This window comes from Nocardiopsis sp. LDBS0036, assembly GCF_041228755.1.
Lineage (GTDB): Bacteria > Actinomycetota > Actinomycetes > Streptosporangiales > Streptosporangiaceae > Nocardiopsis > Nocardiopsis dassonvillei.
Map to the genome: position 1 here is coordinate 3,503,678 of NZ_CP141103.1, position 21,845 is coordinate 3,525,522.

At 72.7% G+C, this 21,845-nt stretch carries 20 protein-coding genes; 8 read left to right on the forward strand and 12 right to left on the reverse strand.

What is annotated here, in order from left to right; translation table 11 throughout:
• Positions 1–154 precede the first annotated feature (154 nt).
• Positions 155–1,591: a trehalose-6-phosphate synthase gene (locus UIS43_RS14705; RefSeq protein WP_071622819.1), complete on the forward strand. Its 1,437-nt coding sequence runs from the start codon at positions 155–157 to the stop codon at positions 1,589–1,591.
• Positions 1,592–1,797: 206 nt separating this feature from the next.
• Here UIS43_RS14705 and UIS43_RS14710 read toward each other — a convergent pair whose 3' ends face one another.
• The 3 genes from UIS43_RS14710 to UIS43_RS14720 form a co-directional block, all read right to left on the reverse strand.
• Positions 1,798–2,394, reverse strand: a complete 597-nt coding sequence (locus UIS43_RS14710; protein WP_013155206.1) for a GrpB family protein — start codon at positions 2,392–2,394, stop codon at positions 1,798–1,800.
• A 208-nt stretch (positions 2,395–2,602) separates the two neighbouring features.
• Positions 2,603–3,379 (reverse strand): class I SAM-dependent methyltransferase, encoded by a 777-nt coding sequence (locus UIS43_RS14715; RefSeq protein ID WP_071622820.1) that lies wholly within the window; start codon positions 3,377–3,379, stop codon positions 2,603–2,605.
• A gap of 343 nt (positions 3,380–3,722) precedes the next feature.
• On the reverse strand, positions 3,723–4,892 hold the full coding sequence (locus UIS43_RS14720; RefSeq protein WP_013155208.1) for a S8 family serine peptidase: 1,170 nt from the start codon (positions 4,890–4,892) through the stop codon (positions 3,723–3,725).
• A gap of 230 nt (positions 4,893–5,122) precedes the next feature.
• Between UIS43_RS14720 and UIS43_RS14725 the strand changes: the two genes are divergently transcribed.
• Positions 5,123–5,407 carry a DUF3263 domain-containing protein gene (locus UIS43_RS14725; protein WP_013155209.1) on the forward strand — a complete coding sequence of 95 codons (285 nt, stop codon included), beginning with the start codon at positions 5,123–5,125 and terminating at the stop codon, positions 5,405–5,407.
• Between the two features lie 273 nt (positions 5,408–5,680).
• The gene (otsB, locus tag UIS43_RS14730; RefSeq protein WP_013155210.1) at positions 5,681–6,511 is read left to right on the forward strand and encodes a trehalose-phosphatase; all 831 of its coding nucleotides are present in this window, start codon (positions 5,681–5,683) and stop codon (positions 6,509–6,511) included.
• A 183-nt stretch (positions 6,512–6,694) separates the two neighbouring features.
• On the opposite strand, the gene UIS43_RS14735 is transcribed toward otsB, so the two are convergent.
• Positions 6,695–7,726: a serine hydrolase gene (locus tag UIS43_RS14735; RefSeq protein WP_013155211.1), complete on the reverse strand. Its 1,032-nt coding sequence runs from the start codon at positions 7,724–7,726 to the stop codon at positions 6,695–6,697.
• 169 nt (positions 7,727–7,895) lie between these two features.
• Between UIS43_RS14735 and argJ the strand changes: the two genes are divergently transcribed.
• Positions 7,896–9,056, forward strand: a complete 1,161-nt coding sequence (argJ, locus tag UIS43_RS14740) for a bifunctional glutamate N-acetyltransferase/amino-acid acetyltransferase ArgJ (protein WP_013155212.1) — start codon at positions 7,896–7,898, stop codon at positions 9,054–9,056.
• A gap of 151 nt (positions 9,057–9,207) precedes the next feature.
• Here argJ and UIS43_RS14745 read toward each other — a convergent pair whose 3' ends face one another.
• Together UIS43_RS14745 and UIS43_RS14750 are read right to left on the reverse strand one after the other, a co-directional pair.
• Positions 9,208–9,996: an SDR family NAD(P)-dependent oxidoreductase gene (locus UIS43_RS14745; protein ID WP_370010357.1), complete on the reverse strand. Its 789-nt coding sequence runs from the start codon at positions 9,994–9,996 to the stop codon at positions 9,208–9,210.
• Between the two features lie 365 nt (positions 9,997–10,361).
• Positions 10,362–11,951 (reverse strand): DHA2 family efflux MFS transporter permease subunit, encoded by a 1,590-nt coding sequence (locus tag UIS43_RS14750; protein WP_013155214.1) that lies wholly within the window; start codon positions 11,949–11,951, stop codon positions 10,362–10,364.
• Positions 11,952–12,121: 170 nt separating this feature from the next.
• Between UIS43_RS14750 and UIS43_RS14755 the strand changes: the two genes are divergently transcribed.
• The 4 genes from UIS43_RS14755 to UIS43_RS14770 all read left to right on the forward strand — a co-directional run bounded on the left by UIS43_RS14755 (position 12,122) and on the right by UIS43_RS14770 (position 15,675).
• The gene (locus UIS43_RS14755) at positions 12,122–12,769 is read left to right on the forward strand and encodes a TetR/AcrR family transcriptional regulator (protein ID WP_013155215.1); all 648 of its coding nucleotides are present in this window, start codon (positions 12,122–12,124) and stop codon (positions 12,767–12,769) included.
• Between the two features lie 160 nt (positions 12,770–12,929).
• Positions 12,930–13,490, forward strand: coding sequence for a GNAT family N-acetyltransferase (locus tag UIS43_RS14760; protein ID WP_013155216.1), 561 nt, complete (start codon positions 12,930–12,932; stop codon positions 13,488–13,490).
• A gap of 228 nt (positions 13,491–13,718) precedes the next feature.
• Entirely contained in the window at positions 13,719–13,958 is a 240-nt protein-coding gene (locus tag UIS43_RS14765) for an EF-hand domain-containing protein (protein ID WP_013155217.1), read from the forward strand.
• A 256-nt stretch (positions 13,959–14,214) separates the two neighbouring features.
• Positions 14,215–15,675 (forward strand): alpha/beta fold hydrolase, encoded by a 1,461-nt coding sequence (locus UIS43_RS14770; RefSeq protein WP_013155218.1) that lies wholly within the window; start codon positions 14,215–14,217, stop codon positions 15,673–15,675.
• Between the two features lie 81 nt (positions 15,676–15,756).
• Here UIS43_RS14770 and ptsP read toward each other — a convergent pair whose 3' ends face one another.
• The 6 genes from ptsP to UIS43_RS14800 form a co-directional block, all read right to left on the reverse strand.
• Positions 15,757–17,460, reverse strand: coding sequence for a phosphoenolpyruvate--protein phosphotransferase (gene ptsP / locus UIS43_RS14775; RefSeq protein ID WP_013155219.1), 1,704 nt, complete (start codon positions 17,458–17,460; stop codon positions 15,757–15,759).
• 235 nt (positions 17,461–17,695) lie between these two features.
• Positions 17,696–18,736, reverse strand: coding sequence for a zinc-dependent dehydrogenase (locus UIS43_RS14780; protein WP_013155220.1), 1,041 nt, complete (start codon positions 18,734–18,736; stop codon positions 17,696–17,698).
• A gap of 65 nt (positions 18,737–18,801) precedes the next feature.
• Positions 18,802–19,245 carry a PTS sugar transporter subunit IIA gene (locus tag UIS43_RS14785; protein WP_013155221.1) on the reverse strand — a complete coding sequence of 148 codons (444 nt, stop codon included), beginning with the start codon at positions 19,243–19,245 and terminating at the stop codon, positions 18,802–18,804.
• Complete coding sequence (locus UIS43_RS14790) at positions 19,235–19,543, reverse strand: PTS lactose transporter subunit IIB (protein ID WP_013155222.1); 309 nt, start codon at positions 19,541–19,543, stop codon at positions 19,235–19,237. Before UIS43_RS14790 ends, UIS43_RS14785 begins: the two co-directional genes overlap by 11 nt.
• The gene (gene mtlA, locus UIS43_RS14795) at positions 19,543–20,649 is read right to left on the reverse strand and encodes a PTS mannitol transporter subunit IICB (RefSeq protein ID WP_013155223.1); all 1,107 of its coding nucleotides are present in this window, start codon (positions 20,647–20,649) and stop codon (positions 19,543–19,545) included. The genes UIS43_RS14790 and mtlA overlap by 1 nt, the downstream gene beginning before the upstream one ends.
• Before the next feature lie 152 nt (positions 20,650–20,801).
• Positions 20,802–21,563 (reverse strand): DeoR/GlpR family DNA-binding transcription regulator, encoded by a 762-nt coding sequence (locus tag UIS43_RS14800; RefSeq protein ID WP_017563623.1) that lies wholly within the window; start codon positions 21,561–21,563, stop codon positions 20,802–20,804.
• Between the last annotated feature and the right edge of the window lie 282 nt (positions 21,564–21,845).

A 21,845-nucleotide genomic window follows, 5' to 3' on the forward strand; every position in this document is an offset into this window, starting at 1 on the left:
CGGGAGGGCGCACCCCCGGCGCGCTGGACGTGTGACGCGCACCCCCGCTGACCCGCGCGGGGTTTGGGGCGGCTGTCGACAGGCGAGACATAGGATGCGACCCCCTTTCACCACCGCCCCACCCCGATCGCTTTTTCTCCGAGAGGACGACCACGTGGACAAGGCACAGATCCTCATCGCCTCCAACAGAGGGCCCGTGTCCTTCTCGACCGCCGACGACGGCTCGCTGGAGCATCGGCGCGGCGGGGGCGGACTGGTGTCGGGGATGATCTCGGTCGCCACCGAGATCGACAGCATCTGGGTGTGCGCCGCCCTGTCCGACGCCGACCGGCGGGCCGCGGCGGAGGCGCCGCAGGCCCGGCTGGACCAGGCTTACGACCTGGACGGCATGCGGGTCCACATGCTGGACATCCCCCGGCAGACCTTCGACGGCGCCTACACCGGGGTGGCCAACTCGACCCTGTGGTTCGTGCAGCACATGCTGTACGACACCCCCAACAAGCCGTCCTTCGGTTCGCGCTTCCGGCGGACGTGGGAGGACTACACCGCCTACAACAACGCGTTCGCCGAGGCCCTGGTGGCCGGTGCCGCCGAGGGCGCCCGCGTCGCCGTGCAGGACTACCACCTGGCGCTGGTGCCGCGGATCCTGCGCGCGCGCCGCCCCGACCTGCGCATCGCGCACTTCTCACACACCCCGTGGGCTCCCCCGGAGTACTTCCGGATGCTGCCCGGTCAGGTCGCGCGCGAGCTGCTGGAGGGCATGCTGGGCGCGGACCGGCTGGGCTTCCTCAGCCCGCGCTGGGCGGACGCGTTCCTGCGCTGCTGCGAGGAGATCCTGCGCGCGAAGGTCGACTTCGAGCGGCGCACCGTGGAGCACGGCGGCCGGGTGGTCGGGGTGGGCGTGCACGCCCTGGGCGCGGACGGGGAGGGGCTGCGCCAGAGCGCCGCCGACCCGGCCGTGGCCTCGCGCCGGAGCACCCTGGAGGAGGCGGTCGGCGACACGAGGCTGATCGTGCGGGTGGACCGCACGGAGCTGTCCAAGAACATCGTGCGGGGCCTGGAGGCCTACCGCGAGCTGCTGACCGCCCGCCCCGAGTGGCGGGGTCGGGTGACCCACTTGGCGTTCGCCTACCCGAGCCGGGGCGACGTGCCGGAGTACCGCGAGTACACCGACGCGGTGCTGCGGACCGCCAAGGAGATCAACGAGGAGTTCGCGACCCCCGAGTGGACGCCCCTGATCCTGGAGGTCAACGACGACTACCCGCGTTCGCTGGCCTCGTTCCAGCTGGCCGACGTGCTGCTGGTCAACCCGATCCGGGACGGCATGAACCTGGTGGCCAAGGAGGGCCCGGTCCTGTCGGAGCGGGACTCGGTACTGGTGCTGTCGCACGAGGCGGGGGCGGCCGATGAGCTGGGCGGGCACGCGCTGCTGGTCAACCCCTACGACACCGTGGAGACGGCGGAGGCGCTGCACGAGGCGCTGTCGATGCCCGCTGAGGAGCGGCGCGGGCGCAGGGAGCGGCTGGCCGAGGCCGCGGTGGCGCTGCCGCCGCGCCGGTGGTTCCAGGACCAGCTGCGCTCGCTGGGCTGAGCCCGGAGGCGTCGGGGCGCGTCCGCGCGGTTTCCGCCCGCGGTCGCGCCCGCTGTTCCCGCCCGCCGGGGGCGCGTCCGCGCGGTCCCGGGGCCCGCGGGCGCGGATCGGCGGGTCCGGGGCCGCTGGGGCCCGGAGGCGGGGGCGCGTCCGCCGTCGGGAGACGGTACACGCCCCTGGCCGCGGCCCGGTCGGCCGGGAACCGGTCAGCCGGTGGCGCCCCTCCCGGCGTCCGCCTCGGCGAGGAGCCGGCGGATGATGTCGGTCTTGGCGTCGGCGTAGTCCTGGATGCGGTCCCAGGTCCGCCCGACCAGCTCGCGCTTGACCGCCGTGTAGCGTTCGCGCGCGTCGGCGTCGGCGATGAGGTGGTCGCGGAAGCGGCGCATGCGCTCGGCCTCCTCGCACCCCCGGCTGAACACGTGCAGGTTGAGGTTGACCTCGGAGCCCTTGAACACCCGGTGCTCGTACCAGTCGGGCTCCCTGATCACCAGGGGGTACCCGGCGGCTTCGAGGTCGGGCAGGTAGGCGGCCTCGTCCGAGGAGTCGGCGACGAGGAGCAGCAGGTCCACGCAGGGTTTGGCGGCGAGGCCGGGCACGGCGGTGGAGCCGACGTGCTCGAAGAGCAGCACGCGGTCGCCGAGGGCGGCGCGGACCCTCCCGTCCTCGCGCCGGAACAGGTAGGGCCACTTGGGGTCGTACTCGGAGAGGCGGACGCGCCCGTTGACGAGGTTGCGGAACTCGGGCGCGATCCCGGCCCGCGGCTCGCCCCGAGAGGGCAGAGGAGACGCTTCGAGGGGTGACATTCTCCAAAGCCTTGTCCCCTCGGGTGTCCGCGTCAAGCCCGTCCGGCGTTGCTTACATATGCACGCGCGGACGTGGCGTGACAGACCGTCGGGGGTCCGTGACGTGCGGCGACCACGCACCGTGTCCGGTGTCCGGTTCCGGCCGGGGAGGCGCACGGCGCGCCCGCCGGGCCCCGGTCGGCGGGCGGGGGCCGTACGGCCCCGGTTCCTAGTCGGGGACCGACACCACCAGCACCAGCGAACCCTCCAGCTCGGGCACTCCCCTCAGGTGTCCGAACCGGCGGTCCCAGGTCCCGTCGGCCAGGTCCCGGGACAGGTGGGCGGTGAACCGCTCGTGCACCGCCTCGTCCACGAAGCTCCACGACGAGCAGGACAGGCGCGCGCCCACCTCCAGCAGGCCCTCCGGCCGCCCGTAGTAGGCCTCGTTGAACCCGTCGGAGCAGTCCAGGGGCACGGGGACGGGCACGACGCTGGTGGCGCCGCCCAGCCCCGCGGCCAGGTCGGCGATCGCCGGGTAGCGGCGGGCCTCGGTGTCCAGGACCTCGGGCGCGTACTCGTGGAGCCAGAAGTCGCGCACCAGGTCCGGGTCGCAGGTGAGCACGGCCACGGGGCCCGCGGTGACCCGCCGGGCCTCGGCCAGCCCGGCCTCCAGGTCGCGCCACTGGTGGACACTGAACGTGGTCATGGCGGCGTCGAAGGCCCCGTCGGGGAAGGGGAGGCTCTCGGCGACCGCGTCGAGCGCCGCGGGCAGGGTGTCCGGGCGTTTGGCCCGCATGCTGGCGGAGGGTTCCACCGGGGTGACCTCGCGGTCGAGGGGCTCGTAGGAGCCCGCGCCCGCACCGATGTTGAGGACCGTGCGCGCGTCACCGAGCGCGCGGTGCACGGCGGCCGCGATCCGCGGGTCGGGGCGGCGGTGGTCGGTGTAGGTGCGGGCGATGACACCGTAGTCGGCGTCGCCAGCGCTGCCGTCGGCCATGCGCGTCATATGCTCTCCGCCCTGTCGTGGGCGCGCCCGGGGCGGGGCGCCCGGCGGTGAGGACGCTATCCGCCGGGCGGAGCCGGACGCCAGTGCTTAACGGCCCCGCCGTCCGCACAGGCGGTGTGAGCGGCACCACACCGGTGGTGCCGTGCACCCGCCGGTTACGGCGCGTCCGGAACCGGAACCGGGGGTGTGGCAGGGCGTCCGGAACCGGGGCGTCCCGCCGGGAGCGGGGAGCCGAGGCAGGTCACCGCGGCGGCGCGCGTGGGAGCCGAGGGCCCCGAACAGGAGCCGTCCGCGCCCTCCCCCGAGGGGCGGGCACGGACGGCTCCGGTCGCTCAGTCGCGGCTCAGTTACCGCGCGTCTTGCGGCGGCGTCCGCCCTTGCGGCGGCGGTTGGCGGGCGCGGCCTCGGCGGCGCGCTCGGCGGCGATCTCCTCGTCCTGCTCGCGGCGCTCGGCCTTCACGCCGTAGGGGTCGGCGGTGGAGCGGCGCACCCACACGACCAGGATGAGCACTCCCAGGACCACCACGGCGCCGACGGTGACGAACCACGCCCACGCGGGCACCAGCCCCGACTGGTCGTCCCGCCCGGCCAGGTCCTCGTCGATGAGCGGGATGTCCTGGGCGACGCCGGACGCCTGCTGCTCCGCGCTGGGCAGGTGCAGCGCGGGCAGGCCGTCGGGGCCGGGCTGGGAGCCGTCCACCAGGGCGTCGCGGATCTGGTCGGGCCGCAGCTGCGGGTGCTCCGCGCGCATCAGGGCGGCGGCCCCGGCGACCATCGCGGCGGCGTAGGGAGCCCCGGTCACCTCGGCCTGGCCCGGTTCCGGTCCCGCCGTGACCAGGTCGGCCCCGGGGGCGGTCAGCGCGATCATCCCGGCCCCGGGCGCGCCCTGGATGAGGGCTCCGTCCTGGTCGGTCCCCGCGACGGTGAGCACGTTGGGGTCCTCGTCCTCCCCCGCCGGGCCGACGACCAGCGCGCCGTTGGAGGAGGCCTCCTGGGTGGCCTCGGCGAGGCCGGGCCCGGCGGGCTCGGGCAGCAGGATGACCTGGGCGCCCTCCTGGGAGGCGAACCGCACGGCCTCGGCGAGCTGGTCCCCCGTGGGCAGCACGAGCACGGTGGCCTCGGGCGCCACGCCCAGGACGCCGCCGTCGGCGTCCCTGCCGTACCCGTGGGCCGCGACCAGTCCGGCCGCGGCGTTGCCCTGCTCGATGTCGCCGTCGTTCTCACCGAACCGCGTGTCCAGCTGGACGTTGTCGACCAGGTCCGGGTGCCCCTCGTCGACGGAGACGCCCGGAAGCGCGACCGTGGCGCCCTGACCCTGGTTCTCCTCCCACAGCTGCGGCGCCCCCACGGCCTGGAGTCCCCACTGCTCGGGCCGGTAGTCGGGGATCAGGTCCGCCGCGGCCGGGGCCGAGGTCAGACCGAGGACGGCGGCGGTGGCGGCCGCGAAGACCGCGCTGGCCCCGCCACGGGCGCGGCGTGTGTGTATCCTGTTGCGGCTGTTGCCCCCGAGCACGTCAGGCTCCCTCGAACGATGCGGTCGACGTTCCACGCGGCCCTGGCCGGACCCCGGCAATTCTGTCACGTGCACAGGATTCAGGCGTGTACAAGTGGCCTGAGGGGTAGAGAACGTAACTGTATCCCTGGTGCCAGTCCTGCGGTTTCGGCTCCTCATCCGGCATGTCGAGTCGCTAGCATGAGTCGGGCCGATCCGGACAAACCAATTTCCCGTCCAGGGGGTGTCCCATGCCGAATATCGGTCCGACCGAAGACGGTCAGTCGGCCCTCGCCGAGCGCGAGCAGCGCATCCTCGCCTTCGAACGCCAGTGGTGGAAGTTCGAGGGCTCCAAGGAACAGGCGATCCGCGACGAGTTCGGGTTCTCCGCGACCCGCTACTACCAGCTGCTGAACGGGCTGGTGGAACGGCCGGAGGCCCTCGCCTTCGACCCGATGACCGTCAAGCGGCTGCGTCGGCTGCGCGCCGACCGCCGCCGTCAACGCAACGCACGCCAGCTGGGCATCCAGCTCTGACGTTTCCCGCTATCCCTCTTCTTTGGGTCGTTCCTACCCACCCCGCGCCCCGGTGACGACACCCGCGGTCCCGTCGGCGCCCTCCGCCCGGGCCACCCCCACGGCGGAGAGCGGCAGCGCCGTCCCACGAGGCCGACCGCGCGCCCGACACAGCACGGACATCCGCTGAAACAACCGTCACACACGCGGTGGAGTCACGTCGGCGCGGGGACGCGTCGGTAGTCTGGCGGTCCCGCCCGGCCCGCATCAGCGGCCCCACCGGAAAGGCCCTCCATGTCCCTGCCCCAACCCAGCACGGACGCCGGACGCACCGCGCTCGACGCCTTCCTCGCCGCACCCGAGCGGGCGCTGGCCGCCTTCGACTTCGACGGCACGCTCGCGCCCATCGTCGCCGACCCGCGTACGTCCGCCCCCTACCCGGGGATCGTGGACGTGCTCGCCGACCTGGCCGGGCTCCTGGGCTCGGTCGCCGTGGTCACCGGCCGCCCCGCCGAGACGGCGGTGCGGCTGGGCGGCCTGGACCGGGTGCCCGGCATCACCGTGCTGGGCCACTACGGCGCCGAACGCTGGGAGGACGGGCGTGTGGCCGCGGCGCCCGCACCGCCCGGCGTGGCGGTGGTGCGCGAGGAGCTGCCCGGCCTGCTCGACGACCTGGGCGCCCCGGAGGGCACCTGGATCGAGGACAAGGGGCGCTCGCTGGCGGTGCACACCCGGCGCACCGCCGACCCGGACGGCGCGCTCGCCCTGCTCACGCCCCCCTTGAGCGAACTGGCGCGGCGGTCGGACCTCCAGGTGGAACCGGGCCGGATGGTGGTCGAGCTCCGTCCACAGGGTGTGGACAAGGGCGCGGCGCTCACCGCGCTCGTCGCCGAGACGGGCCCGCGCGCGGTGCTCTACGCCGGTGACGACCTCGGCGACCTGCCCGCGTTCGACGCCGTGGTGGGCCTGCGGTCCCAGGGCGTCCAGGGCCTGAACGTGTGCTCGTCCTCGGACGAGGTCACCGCCGTGGCCGAGGCCGCCGACCTGGTCGTCCCGGGCCCCGCGGGGCTGGCCGACCTCCTGGGCTCGCTCGCCGGGGCGATCCGCGACGCCTCGGGGGCGTGACGTCCCCGGGACGTGACGCCTTCGGGCAGGACCCCGCCGGGACGTGACGCGCGCACGCGTTGACCGAAAACGTGGGCGGTGCGGCGTGTGGGGTCTCCCTGCCGACGCAGCCGCCCCCTGCCCCGGCCCCGGTCCGCCGCGTGGGTGCGCTCCCAGCGCCCGCGTGCGCCGTCGCCGCCCGTCTCAGGACGAGGACTCGTGCGCCTGCGGCGTGAGCGCCGACCGCGCGGCCGACCGCAGGTCCACCAGCCCGGTCCGGTCGCGCCCGTAGTGCACGGCGTTGGTGAGCACGCCCACGTACCGGCCGCTCTGCGGGTGCATGAACAGGCTCGTCCCGGTGAAACCGTTGTGGTAGACCACCCCCTCCGGGGTGACCAGCCAGCCCAGGCCGCGCCACAGCCTCGCCCCCGCGTCCACGTGCGGCTGCCAGCTCGCGCGCACGTAGGAGGACGGCACCGGTCCCTGACCCCCGTCGTGCATCCGCAGGATCTCCCGGGTGAACGCGCCGAGGTCGATGGCGGTGCTGAACACCCCGGCGTGCCCCGCCACGCCGCCCATCAGCGCGGCCGCCTCGTCGTGCACCACCCCCCAGGTGGGAGCGGCTCCGGGGATGCGGCGCTCGGTGGGCGCAACACCGGGCGAACGCGGCAGGGGTCCGAATGCGGTGGAGCGCATGCCCATCCGCTCCCACAGATCGCGGGACAGCCGGTCCAGGCCCGTGCCGTAGAGGCGTTCCAGGAGCATGCCGAGCAGGATGAACCCGCGGTCGACGTAGGCGTAACCGGGCTCCTCCAACGGGTCGGCGAGGATGGCCTCCGCGAGGTCCTGGTCGGTGCCCACGTATCTCTCCAGCCAGGTCACCGGGTTGAGGCGGCCGGTGTGGGTGAGGATCTGCCGTGTGGTGACCTCCGCACCGGGCAGGTGGTCCACGTCCAGGTACTCCGACATCGGGGCGTCCAGGTCCATGATCCCCTCGGCGACCGCCTGGCCGACCAGCGGCCAGGTCGCCATGACCTTCGTCAGGCTAGCGACGTCGTAGGCCACGTCCGGGGCGGTGTCGTGCTCGCCGTCGATGCGGCCGACGGCGACGAACTCCCACATGCCGCCGGTGCCGATCACGGCGGCCCCGCCGGGCAGCCACCCGGCGTCCACCATCACCTTCAGAACGCCCCGAATCCGCGCCCCTGTCTCCGTGAGCCAGTCACCATCACGCACAACACGCCTCCCCCCGGGTGGTCTCGTCTTCCGGCGATACCCCGTTATCAGGTTGTTGTCACACGGGTCCCGGAGGTGCACAGGACGAAACCCCCGCAGGTCGCAGCCGTAATGAGGGTCGCGGCGCACGGCGGAGTAGTCTGGCGCCGGAGAAGCCCCGAGGAGGACGATGAGCAGCCAGACCCCCGTGCCCGCAGGTTTCCGCGGCGTGGCCGGAAACATCGGGATCAAGGACCCCAACGACGACTTCTTCGCGGTGGTGTCGGAGGTCCCCGCCCGCGTGTCCGCCGTGTTCACCCGGTCGCGGTTCGCCGGACCCAGCGTGCTGCTCAGCCGCCGTTCGGCGGCCGACGGCAGCGCGCGGGGGGTCGCGGTGATCGCCCGCAACGCCAACGTGGCCACGGGCAGGGTCGGCGACAGCCACGCCCACGAACTCCAGGAGCGCGTGGCGCGGGCCGCGGGGGTGCCGCCCGAGGAGGTGCTGGTCGCCTCCACCGGCGTGATCGGCCGCCCGTACCCGATCGAGAAGGTGCGCGCCTACCTGGACGCGCTGCCCGAGGAGTTCCCCCCGGCGGACCTGGACCGCTCGGCCGCGGCGATGATGACCACCGACACCCGGCCCAAGACCGCCTCGGCGACGGTGGGCGGGGCGACGCTGACGGGCATCGCCAAGGGAGTCGGCATGATCGAGCCGAACATGGCGACCATGCTGGCCTGGTTCTTCACCGACGCCGAGCTGGAGCAGCCGGTGCTGGACGAGGTGTTCCGTCGGGTGGTGGACCGCACGTTCAACGCGCTGAGCATCGACACCGACACCTCCACCAGCGACTCGGCGGCGGTGTTCGCCAACGGGCTGGCCGGGCCGGTGGACGTGGCGGAGTTCGAGGCGGCGCTGCATGAGGTGGCCCTGAAGCTGGTGCGGATGATCGCCTCCGACGGCGAGGGCGCCAGCAAGCTGATCGAGGTGCGCGTGACCGGCGCGCGCGACGACGCCCAGGCCAAGCGGGTGGCCAAGGCCGTGGTGAACTCCCCGCTGGTGAAGACCGCCGTGCACGGCGCGGACCCCAACTGGGGCCGGGTGACGATGGCGGTCGGCAAGTGCGAGGAGGAGACCGACATCCTCCCCGACAACGTGCGGATCTCCTTCGGTGACGTGGAGACCTACCCGGCGGAGGCCACGGACGAGGTGCTGGAGCGCGCCGCCCAGCACATGAAGGGCGACGAGGTGGTGATCGGCGTCGGCCTGGGCATCGCCGACGGCGCCTTCACGGTCTACGGGTGCGACCTGACCGAGGGGTACATCCGGATCAACGCCGACTACACGACCTGAGCCACCGGTCCGGGCCCGGAGGGGTTTCGGACAGTCAGGTCGGTCGGTCGCGGTCGGCGTCGCCGTGCACAGCGGAGGCGGCCCCGCCCTTGTCCCCAGGGGTGGGGCCGCCTCTTCCTCGGCGGGTTCCCGGATACTCCCGCGCCACGGGTCAGTGCACGCTGAGCCCGCCGTCGGCGGCCAGCGTCTGCCCGGTGACGAAGGCGGAGGCGTCCGAGGCGAGGAAGACCGCCAGACCGGCGAAGTCGCGGGGGAGGCCGTTGCGGCCGACCATGGTGCGGGCCGCGAGTTCCTCCTCGCGGCCGGGCACCGCGACCGTGTGCATCGTCATCGGCGTGACCACGAAACCGGGAATGATGGTGTTGGCGGTGACGCCGTGGGGCGACCACGCCTCGGCCTGGGAGCGTGAGAGCCCGCCGACGGCGGCCTTGCTGACGCCGTACACCCCCGAGTTGCCGAACGCGCTCCACGTCTGCTGGGAGCCGATGTTGAGGATCCGGCCCCAGCCCCGCTCGGCCATCCGCGGCCCGCACGCCTGGCCCAGCAGGTACGGCGCGGTGAGGTTGACCGCCAGCGTCTCCTCCCAGACCTCCTCCGACGTCTCCCCCAGCGGGGGCCGGTGGTTGACCGCGGCCGAGGTCACCAGGATGTCCGCCCCCGTCACCGGTTCACTCGCGCAGAGCTCCCCGAGCGCGTCGCGGTCGGCCAGGTCGACCGGGGTGGTGCCGACCTCGATGCCCTGGACGGCGAACTCCTCCGCCGTCTGGGCCAGGCGTCCGGCGTCGCGGGCCACCAGGTGCACGCTCGCCCCGGCGCGTCCGAGGGCCTCGGCGACGCCGCGGCCGATGCCCGAGTTCCCTCCCGTCACGAGGGCACGGCGGCCGGTGAGTCCGAACAGTTCGTCCAGATAGGCCCGGTGCTGGCCGGTGCGCTCGCTCAAGAGAAGCCCCCTGTCGGGTCGTACGAATGGCAGGGCGGCGCAGACCGCCGCTCCGCGAAGTCTGCCGCCCGGGAACGCGCACGTCGGAGGCGGCCCCACCCTTGTCCACAGGGGGTGGTGCCGCCTCGTCTTCCGCGGTTTCCTGGTTACAGGGGGCCGCGGCCTCCAGCGGCACGGGCGTGCCCGGAGCCCACAGAGCCGCCGGCGTGCCCGCGAACCCGTGCGGCATCGACGCGCCCGGGGCCCGAGGAGGCGCCCCGGCGGGCCCAGGACCGGGTTCGGCGTCTGCGCGGACCCGATCCAGGGTCTGCGCAGGTCCGGCCCGGTAAGGGGCTTCCGCGCGCAGGACCGGACCCCGCTCCCGGCTAGATGTGGACGGCCGGGCCGTCGGTCATCCTGCCCGAGCGCATGAACAGCGACAGCACCGCGGCGACCAGCATCACCGCCGCCGCGATGGTGAAGGCGAGTTGCAGCCCTTCCATGAACGCCAGGTTGCTGGCCCCGGTCACGGCCGCCACGACCTCCGGGGTCGCGCCCTCGGGCAGCACCGCGCCGCCCTGGGCCACGGCGCTCTGCATGTCCGCCAACTCCTCGGCGGCGGGTTCGGCCAGCCCCGCGGCGGCGAAGTGGCCGGGCAGGGTGGCGACGATGGTCGCGGACATGACCGCGCCCAGGACCGCCGTGCCGAGCGAGCCGCCCAGCTGCATGGCGGCCTGCTGCACCGCCGAGGCCACACCGGCGTAGCGCACGGGCGCGTTGCCGATGATGGCCGCCGTGGCACCGGTCATGATCAGGCTCAGGCCCATGCCGAGCAGGACGAACGCGGCCGAGATGTAGAGCACTCCCGTGTCGGTCCGCAGCAGCGACAGCATGAACATGCCCGCCGACGCCAGCAGCAGGCCCACCGTCGTGGGCGGCCGGGCGCCGACCCGGTCCAGGACCCGGCCCGCGATCGGCGAGGTGACCGCCATCAGCGCGGTCATGGAGATGAGCTGGAGTCCGGTCTGGGCGGGGCTCATGCCCCGCACGCCCTGGAGGTAGAAGGTGATGAAGAACAGCGACCCCATCAGGCTCAGCGCCATCGCGACCGTCAGGACAGCGCCGATGGAGACCGAGGGGTTGGCGAACAGGGCGAGCGGGAGCAGGGGCTGTTCCGGGCGCCGCTCCCACACCAGGAAGGCCACGGCGAAGACCGCCGTGACGGCGAGCGAGCCCAGTGTGACGGGGTGGCCCCAGCCCACGCTGGGCGCCTCCACCAGGGCCCACACCAGGGCGAAGATGGCGATGCTCAGCAGCACGATGCCGGGCACGTCCATCCGGCTTCCGGCGTCGGTCGGCTTGTTGGCGGCCAGCAGCCACAGACCGAGTCCGAGGGCGACCGCGCCCACCGGGACGTTGATGTAGAAGACGGACTCCCAGCCGAAGGAGCCGACCAGTACGCCGCCCAGGATGGGGCCGCCCGCCGTGGCGGCGCCGATGAGGCTGCCGAAGACGCCGAAGGCCCGGCCGAGCTTGCTGGGCGGGAAGCTGGCGCGCAGCAGACCCATCGCCGAGGGCAGGAGCAGCGCGCCGAAAACCCCTTGCAGCACCCGGAAGGCGACGAGCATGATGACACCGGCCGACAGCGCGATCGCCACCGAGCTGAGTACGAAGCCGACCGCGCCCACGAGGTAGGTGTTGCGGTAGCCGAAGCGGTCGCCGATCTTGCCCGCCGTGATCAGGAAGACCGCCAGGCCGAGCAGGTAGCCGTGGGTCACCCACTGGAGTTCGGCCAGCGAGGCGCCCAGGCTCGTGCCGATCGCGGGGTTGGCGACGGCCACGATGGTGCCGTCCAGCGCCACCATCATCACGCCGAAGGCGATGGCGACCAGGGTCGCCCAGGGGCTCTCCGTCCAGCGCTGCTTCCGCTCCGTCTCCGTCTCCGGAGCAGCCTTCGGGACGGTCTGTGCGGTCATGGTTCCCCCTGCGTGCCGGTACCGATGTCGTCGTCCGCATGATTATGTCTGCCACTGACTCTTTGCAGCAAGTGCGTTTTGTCAGCCGCTGACGTAATCTGTTTCACACGGTATCCTCGGTCGACAGGGCCGGAATCAGCGGGCAGAGCCAACACGCGGGAGGCACGTCCATGAGCACGACGAGCGCCGAACCGGAGGAGCAGCTCGGGCTGCGCGAGCGCAAGAAGGCCCGGATGCGCGAGTCCCTCATGGAGTCGGCGCTGCGCCTGTTCCACGAGAACGGTTACCAGCGGACGACGACAGAGGAGATCGCCTCCTGCGTCGGGGTCTCCCAGCGCACGTTCTTCCGCTACTTCGGCTCCAAGGAGGACGTGGTCCTGGAGGCGGTCGAGGACCTCGACGAGCAGCTGTTCGCGGCCCTGCTGGCCCGCCCCGCCGAGGAGCCGCCGTTCACCGCGCTGCGCAACGCGATGCTCGACCACTGGGCCTACCTCGAACGCGAGATGCTCCACCTCCGGGGCAGCGCCATGGGACTGGTGTCCGAGAGCCCCGAGCTGATCGAGGTCAACATGCGCTACTGCCACCGCAGGCAGGAGCGGCTGGCCCGGGCGCTGGGCGAGCGCACCGGCGCGGACCCGGTCACCGACCCCCGCCCGGGGGTCCTGGCCTCGGTGTTCCTGTCCGTGCTCAACAGCGGCCACCAGGCGTGGTGCGCGTCCGGCTCCAGCGACGTGGAGAAGCTGGTCCAGGCGTTCCTCGACCGGTTCGACCTGGTGCCCGAGGTGGTCGGCGGCCGTTGGGAGGGCCCGCGCGGCTGAGCGGCTGCCCGACCTCGCGGGACCTCCCTTGGTTCGCACGGGGAGCTCCAGACGTACAGGACGCACCGGGTCGCCGACCGCGACCCGAGGCGGAGTTCGACGACACCGCCATGGGATGATCCCGTCCACCATGTGTACTGATCGGTTATGGAGGTCGGCGATGTTCGCGTTGCCCCTGGATGTGGACGGCGCTGAACTGCGCCCGCTCGAACCCCGGCACGCCGAGGAGTTCCTGGCCAACATCGACCGGGGGCGCGAGTTCATCGGACGCTACATCGCGCTCCCGGACGTCATCGTGGACCTGGAGTCGAGCCGGTCCTACCTGCGCTCGTACGCGGAGAAGGCCGCCACCGACACCGGAGGGATCTACGGAATCTGGTCGGGCGACAAGCTGCTCGGCGGCGTCCTCTTCCGCACGATGGACCTCAAGCACGGCACCGCCGAGGCGGGCTGCTGGCTGGAACCGTCAGCCGTGGGGCGAGGGCTGGTGACCAGGGCCGCGCGGCGGATCATCGACTGGGCCGTCGAGGAGCGGGGCGTCCACCGGGTGGAATGGCACGCCTCGTCAGCGAACGAGGCCAGCACCGCCGTGGCCCGGCGGCTCGGGATGACGCGGGACGGCGTGCTGCGGGAGAGCTACGTCTACCGGGGCGAGCGCCACGACATGGAGGTCTGGTCGGTGCTCGCTCCGGAGTGGCGCGCGCAGCGCCAGTCCTCCTGACGCCCGCGCCCGAGGCGGCTCGGAGGCAGTCGGCTTCCTCATCCGCCGGGGCGCGGACCAGCCAGGCGCGGGCGGCCCGGCGGCCGGAAGAACCAGGTGCGCGCCACCGCGGAGACGGCATCCGGGAACTCCGGCGGCGGAGCGGCCCCTTCCGGTGGGACGATGGGCACACGTACCGCAGACGGCCACACCCCGGCCGATCCCACGAACGAAGAAGAGCACACCACCATGCCCGAGAAGTTTCTGCCCAGCACCACGACCGAGCAGGAAGCACGCGACCTGTTCACCCGGCTCGACACGGACCAGGACGGCTCCATCAACATCCACGAGTGGCTGGTGTACGCCGAGCGGGACCTGGGACTCGACCGCATGAGCGCGCTGCACGCCTTCGCCCTCGACGTCGACACCGACCACGACCTGCTCATCAGCCAGGACGAGTTCGTCCGGATCGGCACACAGGGGGCCTGAGGGCCCCGACGCCCCGTGCCGCCCCTGCGTACCGGACACACGCCGACCTCGGACCGGGTGACCCCCTGACGAAAGCCGGTGCGGGGGGATCGGCCAAAGCCCGTCGGGCCCGGTCCGTCCCCACCATGGGAGGTCCTGCGAATCCTCCGTTCGGGGGAGGCGCGCGCGGAGCGGTCGCCGGTAGCGTGCGGAGGGCTCCCACCGTCCGACCACGGACGGTGGACCCCGTACAGAGCCTTGTGAATGGAGAACACCCGTGCTCCTCGCCCGAAGCGCCGCGCTGGCCGCGGCCTCCGGACTGTTGCTCACCGGCGTTGCCGCCCCCGCCTCGGCAACCCCGGGCCCGGAACCGGAGTGGCGGCTGTGCTCCGACGTCGCCCGGGGGTGGGACGGGAACGACGACCGCACCCTGTGCGCCACCGTCCCGGTGCCCTTGGACCACGAGGACCCCGACGGGCGCACGATCGGCATAGCGGTGACCCGTGTGCCCGCCACCGGGGAGAACACCTATCCCATCCTGTTTAACCCCGGCGGCCCGGGGCATCCGGGCGTGACCATGCCCGGGCGCATCCTCGACAGCGAGGCCGCGGACCTGGCGCTGGACCACGACCTCGTGGGCTTCGATCCGCGCGGCGTGGGTTACAGCGACGCCGTGGAGTGCGGTCTGGAGGGGACCGCCCCCGACCCCGGCCTGAGCGACGAGGAGAGCGCACGGCACGTCGCCGAGGAGCAGAGCCGGATCAATCGCGAATGCCACGCCCGGGATCCCGAGTTCGTGGACTCGCTGACCGCGGAGAACGTGGCCCGGGACATGGATCTGATCCGCGAGGCGCTGGGAGCGGAGACGATCGGTTTCTACGGAGTGTCCTGGGGAACCCTGCTCGGCGCCGCCTACAGGTCGATGCACGACGACCGGGTCGAGGCCATGCTCCTGGACTCGGTGATGTCGCCCGAGGCCAGTGTCACCATGTTGGACGAGGGGCAGGCCATGGCCGCCCAGGCCGCGTTCCACCGCTTCACCGACTGGCTGGCCGAGCACGACGACCACTACGGGCTCGGCACGGAGTCCGACCGCATCCGGGACGAGGTCTACGGGCTGCGGGAGGAACTGGCCGATGAGCCCCGCACCGGCCCCGACGGGACGGTCGTCGACGGCGGCGCCGTGACCGCGCTGCTGGCCACCCCCGAACGCGAATGGCCCGCCAACGCCCGCTCCCTCGTCACGCTCCTCGACGGAGGCGTGCCCGGGACAGGGGTCGCCCGCGGACCGGTCTCCGGCGCCGGTTGGGACTCCGAACCCGTCTTCGACGCCTTCGCGCAGGTGTCACTGCTCTGCAACGACTCCGACAGCCCGCGCGACTTCGACCAGGTGTGGCAGCACCGGTTGGAGCGGGCCGAACGGTACCCCGTCATGGGCACCCTGGGCTTCTACGAGCACTCCTGTGTCGGCTGGCCCGAGGAGGGCGCGGCTCCCGACCTGACCCACGGGGACAGCCCTCTGCAACTGGTGGGCCACGTCAACGAGATGGTCACCCCGCACGACTGGGCGCTGGACATGAGGCGGGTCGTCGGCGGAGAGGTCATGAGTGTGGAGGACGACGGGCACGGGACCCTGTCGGGCCTGGACTGCGCCGCGGCGGCCGTGGACTTCTTCAACACCGGGCGGACCACCACGCGAACGTGCCCGGGACCGCCCGCGCCGACTCCCGAGGGCTGAGGACCGGTTCGCCCACGGCCGTGCGCCCTCCCCTGTCCCGGATGCGGGGAGGAGAGGGCGCACGGCGTGCCCGGGTGGGCGTCAGCGGTCGACCGCCTCCGGGTGGGCGGCGGCCCTGACCGCCTCGCGCGCCTGTTCGGCGCTGGAGGCCGCGACCGCCAGGTCGGCCAGTCTGCGGCAGTCACTGTGGGTGTGCAGGGCCAGCGCGTGGCGCACGGCGGGCAGCGCGGGCGCGGACATCGACAGGCTGGTCGCGCCCAGTCCCACCAGCACCAGGGCCAGCAGCGGGTCGGCGGCGGCCTCGCCGCACACGCCCACCGGGCGTCCCGAGCGCTCCCCCGCGCCGCCCACGGTGCCCACCAGCTGGAGCAGCGCGGGCTGCCAGGGGTCGAGCAGGTCGGGCAGCGCACCGAGGGTCCGGTCGGTGGCCATGGTGTACTGCGCCAGGTCGTTGGTGCCGATCGACACGAAGTCCACCCGGGACAGCAGCCGGTCGGCGAGCAGCGCCGCGCCGGGCACCTCGATCATCACGCCGACCTGGTCGATCCCGGCCTCGCGGGCGAGGGAGACGAACTCCTCCGCCTCGTCGGGCGTGGACACCATCGGCGCCATGACCCGGACCTTGGCGGAGGTCTCCCGGGTGGCGGCGGCGATGGCCTGGAGCTGGTCGGTGATCAGGTGGGGGTGCACCCGCGAGGTGCGGAAACCCCGTACGCCGAGCGCGGGGTTGTCCTCGTGGCCGGTGGACGCGAAGGCCAGGGGCTTGTCCGACCCGGCGTCCAGGGTCCGCACCGTGACCGTGCGCCCGGCGAACGCCTCGAACAGGGCCGTGTAGGAGGCGGTCTGCTCCTCGACGGTGGGCGGGTCCGAGCGCTCCAGGAAGAGGAACTCGGTGCGCAGCAGCCCCACGCCCTCGCTGTCGTGGGCACCGGCCTTCTGCGGGTCGCCCTCACCGACGTTGAGCAGCAGCGAGACCGGAACGTCGTCGGCGGTCCGGCCCGGACCGGTGGCCTCGGCCAGCAGGGCGCGCCGCCGCTCGGTGCGCTCGCGCATCCGCTCGGCGAGCTCCTCGTCGGGCTCGACCTCGACCGTTCCGGCGTCGCCGTCCACCGCCACCGGCGTCGCGTCGAGCAGTTCGGCGGCCCCCGCGCAGCCGACCACGGCCGGGATGCCGAGCGACCGGGCCAGGATGACCGTGTGGCTGGTGGGTCCGCCGTAACGCGTGACGATGGCGAGCACGCGCTCGACGTCGAGCTGCACGGTGTCGGCGGGCGCGAGGTCGTCGGCGACCAGCACGTGCGGGACGCCGGGGTCGGGCAGCCCGGGCATCGGCAGCTCCAGGAGCACGGCGGTCGCCCGGTCCCGGATGTCGGCGAGGTCGGCGGCGCGTTCGGCGAGGTAGCCGCCCGCCGCCTGGAGCAGCTCCTGGTAGGCGCCGCAGGCCGCGTGGACGGCCCAGGCCGCGGGGTCCCCGGCATCGGTGCGCTCCGCGGCGCGGCGCGCGAGTTCGGGGTCGCGGGCCATGAGCGCCTGGGCGCTCAGCACGGCCGCCGCGTCGCCCTGGAGGTCGGCGGCCTGGCTTTCGAGCAGCTCGGCCACCTGTTCCAGGGCCTGCCGTGCCCGGGCGGCCTCCTCTCCCGGGTCCACGACGGTGGGCCGCTGGTCGGGCAGGGACGGCGGCGGGGCCATCCGCGCCACCGGGCCGACTGCGGCTCCCGGGCTGGCGGGGATACCCGTCAGCCGGGTGTCACCGGTTGCGGCGGGGAGGGGTTCGGTCTTCGCCATGGTCGCTCCGTACGTCGGAAAGGGCCAGAGGGAGGGGCCACGGCCGGCGAACGGCCGTGGGAGGACTCCCGTATCCAGGAAACCCCGGGCGGGCGGGCGGCGGTAGCCCCTGTGGACAACCCGGGAGGACGGGGGCGCGACCGCGCCCGCACGTCGTGGGAACGCCGCCGCCCCCGGGCGGGCGGGTACCGCCGCCGCACCGGGGCGGCGACGGTACCGCCTTCGCGCACGCGCGCTACGGCTGGATGGTCACCTTGATCGCGGTGCCCGAGGCCACCGTCTCGATGGCCTTGTGCACGTCGGACAGGGACATCCGCTCGGTGATCAGGTCCGCCACCGGCACGGCGCCGGAGGAGATCAGCTCCAGGGCGCGGCGGTTGTGCTCGGGGCTGGAGCCGTTGGCGCCGAAGATCGAGATCTCCCGGTAGTGCACGGCGTTGGAGTCCAGCTGGATGATCGGCGCGTCCTTGGGCAGGCCGCCGAAGAAGCTGATCCGGCCGCTGCGCGAGACCATGCGCAGCGCGTCCTCCTGGGCGCGCCCGGAGGCGGCGGCGGTGATGACGACGTCGGCGCCCCGGCCGTCGGTCAGGCGGAGCACCTCCTCCACGGCGTCGGTCTCGGCGCCGCAGATCGACGCGTCGGGCTGGACGATGTCGGCGGACATGTCCAGGCGGCCCCGGTTGAGGTCCACCAGGTAGACCTTCGCGGCGCCGCGCGCACGGGCCAGCCGGACGTGCAGGCAGCCGATCGGCCCGGCGCCCATGACCACGACCGTGTCGCCCTCGCCGACTCCGGCGATCTCCTGGCCGTTGAGCACGCACGCCAGCGGCTCGGCGACGGAGGCCTCGGCCAGGTCGATGTTGTCGGGGACGCGGTTGACCCCGTCCACGGCCAGGACCGACTCGGGGATGATCATGTACTCGGCGAAGCCGCCGTCGTAGTGGTAACCCATGGACTCCTGGCGCGAGCACACGGTGAACCGGCCGTCGGAGCACTCCACGCAGGTGCCGCAGGGGATGGCGGCGATGACCTGGACGCGGTCGCCCTCGGCCCAGCCGGTGACGCCCTCGCCCACCTCGACGATCCGCCCGGCGATCTCGTGGCCGATCACGCGGGGCGGACGGATGTGGTGGTGTCCGTGCCGGGAGATCTTCACGTCGGTGCCGCACGTGGAGCAGTTGACGACGGCGATCTTGAGCTGTCCGGGTCCGGCGGTCGGCTCGGGGGCCTGCTCCAGTCGGATGTCACCGGGGGCGTAGAAGCGGGCGACGAGCATGTTCGGGCCTTTCTGCTGGGCCCGCCGGCCCTGGGTCAGGGGACCGGCGGGTGGTTCGGTTGGGCTCAGCCGTCCTGTAGGGGGCCGAGCAGTTCGAGGACGTCGGACGTGGTACTGGCGGAGCGCAGGCGCGCCGCCTTCTCCGGGTCGGTGAGGATCCCCGCCAGCGAGGACAGCACACCCAGGTGCTCGTCCCCGGAGGCGGCGATGCCGATGGCCACGTGGACGGTGGGACCGCCCCAGTCGACCCCGCCGGGGAACTGGACCACGGCCAGCGCGGTGCGCTTGACCAGGGCCCGCGAGGCGTCCGTGCCGTGCGGGATGGCCACGCCCTCGCCGACGAAGGTGGGGATGGAGGCCTCCCGCTCGTGCATGGCGGGCACGTAGCCGGGTTCGACGGCGCCCAGTTCGACGAGCAGGGCACCGCACTGGTCGATGGCGTCGGCCCGGTCGGCGGCCTCGCGGCCCAGCCGGACGGCGTCCTCGGTCAGCGCCAGATCATTCGGCAAGGGTGCTCCCGTTCTTCACAGCCTGCTCCAGGCGGGTGAACGCCGGGTCTCCCAGGAACATCTGGAAGCTGATGACGACGGTGCCGGGCACCCGGGTCCGGGCCCGGTCGACGAGCCCGGTGTGGCACAGGACCACGTCGGCGCCCTCGGGGATCCGGTCGACCGGGGAGTGCTCGACGGACACGCCGTACGGGGACAGGGTCTTGCTCAGCTGCGAGGTGAGCAGGACGCTGCTGCCCATGCCCGCGTCGCAGGCGACGACGACCTTCTTGATGTCGGAGCCCTCGATAGTGCTCATCAGCTGTTCTCCTGGTTCTGAGCGGCTTCCTGCTTGGCCTTCTCCTCGCGCTCGGCCTTGCGCTCGGACCGGCCGAAGCCGAGCAGGAGCGAGGCGATGACGAAGGAGACGATGGTGGCGGCGACGACCCCGGCCAGGACCGACAGGTGGCCTCCCTGCGGGGTGACCGCCATGATCGCGATGATGCTGCCGGGGGAGGCGGCGGAGACGAGCCCGGCGTCCATGATCATGAAGGTCGCGACGCCGGACATACCGCCGCCGATCGCGGCGAGGATCAGCTTCGGCTGGGCGAGGATGTACGGGAAGTAGATCTCGTGGATCCCGCCGAAGAAGTGGATGACGGCCGCGCCGGGCGCGGTGGCGCGGCTGACCTTGGAGCCGAAGAACATCAGGGCCAGCAGGATGCCCAGGCCCGGTCCGGGGTTCGACTCGATGAGGAACTCGATGGCCCTGCCGTCGGCGACCGCGCGGGCCGTGCCCAGCGGGGTGAAGACGCCGTGGTTGATGGCGTTGTTGAGGAACAGCACCTTGGCGGGCTCGACGATGACCGAGACCAGCGGCAGCAGGCTCAGGTCGATGAGGAACTGCACGCCCTTGCCCAGGCCGGTGGCGATGCCCTCCACGACCGGTCCGACCGCGTAGACGCCCAGGGCGGCCAGGATCGCGGCGAGGATGCCGGCGCTGAAGTTGTTGACCAGCATCTCGAAGCCGGCCTTGATGCGCGGCTGGACGACCCGGTCGAAGTGCTTCATGAGGTAGGCCGCGAACGGACCCATGAACATCGCGCCCAGGAACATGGGGATGTCCGCGGAGACGATCACGCCCATGGTCGCGGCCGCGCCGACCACGCCGCCGCGCCTGTCGTGCACCAGCGCGCCGCCGGTGTAGGCGATCAGCAGCGGCAGCAGGTACTTGATCATCGGGTCGACGAGCCCGGCCATCTGCTCGTTGGGCCACCACCCGTCGGGGATGAACAGGGCGGTGATCAGGCCCCAGGCGATGAACGCGCCGATGTTGGGCATCACCATGCTCGACAGGAACCCTCCGAAGCGCTGTACTCCGGAGCGCACCGAGGCGAGTCTGTCCGTGCTCTGCTGTGTGGTCATGGGGGACCTCCTGGGAGGTGCGGCGGGCGGATCGCCCGCCGGTGAGGTGGGGAGGGGCAGTGGGTGTCGGTGTTGGTGTGGGTGGGCGCGGGGTGTTCCGGGGCGGGGCGGTCCCGGACGGTGGAACCGCCCCGCTCGGTGTCCCGCCCTGGTCAGACCACCTGGACTCGGGGTCCGGCGGCCTCCAGTTCGTCGGCGAGACCGCTGGCGAGACCGGTGTCGGTGATGACCAGATCGAGGTCCTCGACCGCCGCGAAACGGGCGAAGTGGTCGTTGCCGACCTTGGTGTGGTCGGCGAGCAGGACGCAGCGGCGGGCCGAGGCGATCATGGTCCGCTTGACCTCCGCCTCCGCGGGATCGGGTGTGGTGAGCCCGCGTTCGGTGGAGATCCCGTTCGCCGCCATGAAGGCGACGTCGACGTAGGACTCGGCGAGGGAGCGCAGCGCCCAGGCGTCGACGGTGGCCTGGGTGCGGGTGCGCAGGCGCCCGCCGAGCAGCATGAGGTTGATGTGGGTACGCGGGGCGAGCGTGAGGGCGATGGACAGGGAGTTGGTGACGACGGTGAGTTCGCGGTCGGCGGGCAACTGCTCGGCGAGGCGTCCGGTGGTGGACCCGGCGTCGAGCAGGATGGCGCCCTCCTCCGGGAGTTCGGCGAGAGCCGCCTTGGCGATGCGCTCCTTCTCCTGCGTCATGACGGAGTCGCGCACATTGAGGGCGGGCTCGAAGCCCAGCCGCTCGACGGGGATCGCGCCACCGTGGACCCTGCGCAGGACCCCGTGGCGTTCGAGTGCCGTGAGGTCGCGCCTGATGGTCTCGTACGTGACGTCGAACTCCGCGGCGAGTCCCGTCACGTCGACCCGGCCGTCCCGCCGGGCGCGTTCGAGGATCGCCTTCTGGCGCTCTTCCGCGTACATGTTGGATCACCTGTGTTTCGGTGTGGTTTTCTGTGAGTTTAATGGTGTTGCCTGGGACACACAAGAGGTACCTTGAACCAATATCCCAGCAACACTGCTCGTCGCGAAGCCCCTACGGTCCGCCCGAACCCACCAGGAGTGTTTCCCCTCGCTCCGACTGCGCCCGCGCACCGGGACACCGGTGACACGAGCTCCACCCGCCCGTGACCGACAGTGGCCAAAACCGGAAACCAGGGCACAACAGCATTGACACACGCAGGCAAACACACATAATCAAAGGTA

Coding starts and splice junctions, on each gene's coding strand:
- UIS43_RS14710 (WP_013155206.1), bottom strand. CDS start 2,394: ATGTCACCCCTCGAAGCGTCTCCTCTGCCCTCTCGGGGCGAGCCGCGG.
- UIS43_RS14715 (WP_071622820.1), bottom strand. CDS start 3,379: ATGACGCGCATGGCCGACGGCAGCGCTGGCGACGCCGACTACGGTGTC.
- UIS43_RS14725 (WP_013155209.1), top strand. CDS start 5,123: ATGCCGAATATCGGTCCGACCGAAGACGGTCAGTCGGCCCTCGCCGAG.
- otsB (WP_013155210.1), top strand. CDS start 5,681: ATGTCCCTGCCCCAACCCAGCACGGACGCCGGACGCACCGCGCTCGAC.
- argJ (WP_013155212.1), top strand. CDS start 7,896: ATGAGCAGCCAGACCCCCGTGCCCGCAGGTTTCCGCGGCGTGGCCGGA.
- UIS43_RS14750 (WP_013155214.1), bottom strand. CDS start 11,951: ATGACCGCACAGACCGTCCCGAAGGCTGCTCCGGAGACGGAGACGGAG.
- UIS43_RS14755 (WP_013155215.1), top strand. CDS start 12,122: ATGAGCACGACGAGCGCCGAACCGGAGGAGCAGCTCGGGCTGCGCGAG.
- UIS43_RS14760 (WP_013155216.1), top strand. CDS start 12,930: ATGTTCGCGTTGCCCCTGGATGTGGACGGCGCTGAACTGCGCCCGCTC.
- UIS43_RS14765 (WP_013155217.1), top strand. CDS start 13,719: ATGCCCGAGAAGTTTCTGCCCAGCACCACGACCGAGCAGGAAGCACGC.
- ptsP (WP_013155219.1), bottom strand. CDS start 17,460: ATGGCGAAGACCGAACCCCTCCCCGCCGCAACCGGTGACACCCGGCTG.
- UIS43_RS14780 (WP_013155220.1), bottom strand. CDS start 18,736: ATGCTCGTCGCCCGCTTCTACGCCCCCGGTGACATCCGACTGGAGCAG.
- UIS43_RS14790 (WP_013155222.1), bottom strand. CDS start 19,543: ATGAGCACTATCGAGGGCTCCGACATCAAGAAGGTCGTCGTCGCCTGC.
- mtlA (WP_013155223.1), bottom strand. CDS start 20,649: ATGACCACACAGCAGAGCACGGACAGACTCGCCTCGGTGCGCTCCGGA.
- UIS43_RS14800 (WP_017563623.1), bottom strand. CDS start 21,563: ATGTACGCGGAAGAGCGCCAGAAGGCGATCCTCGAACGCGCCCGGCGG.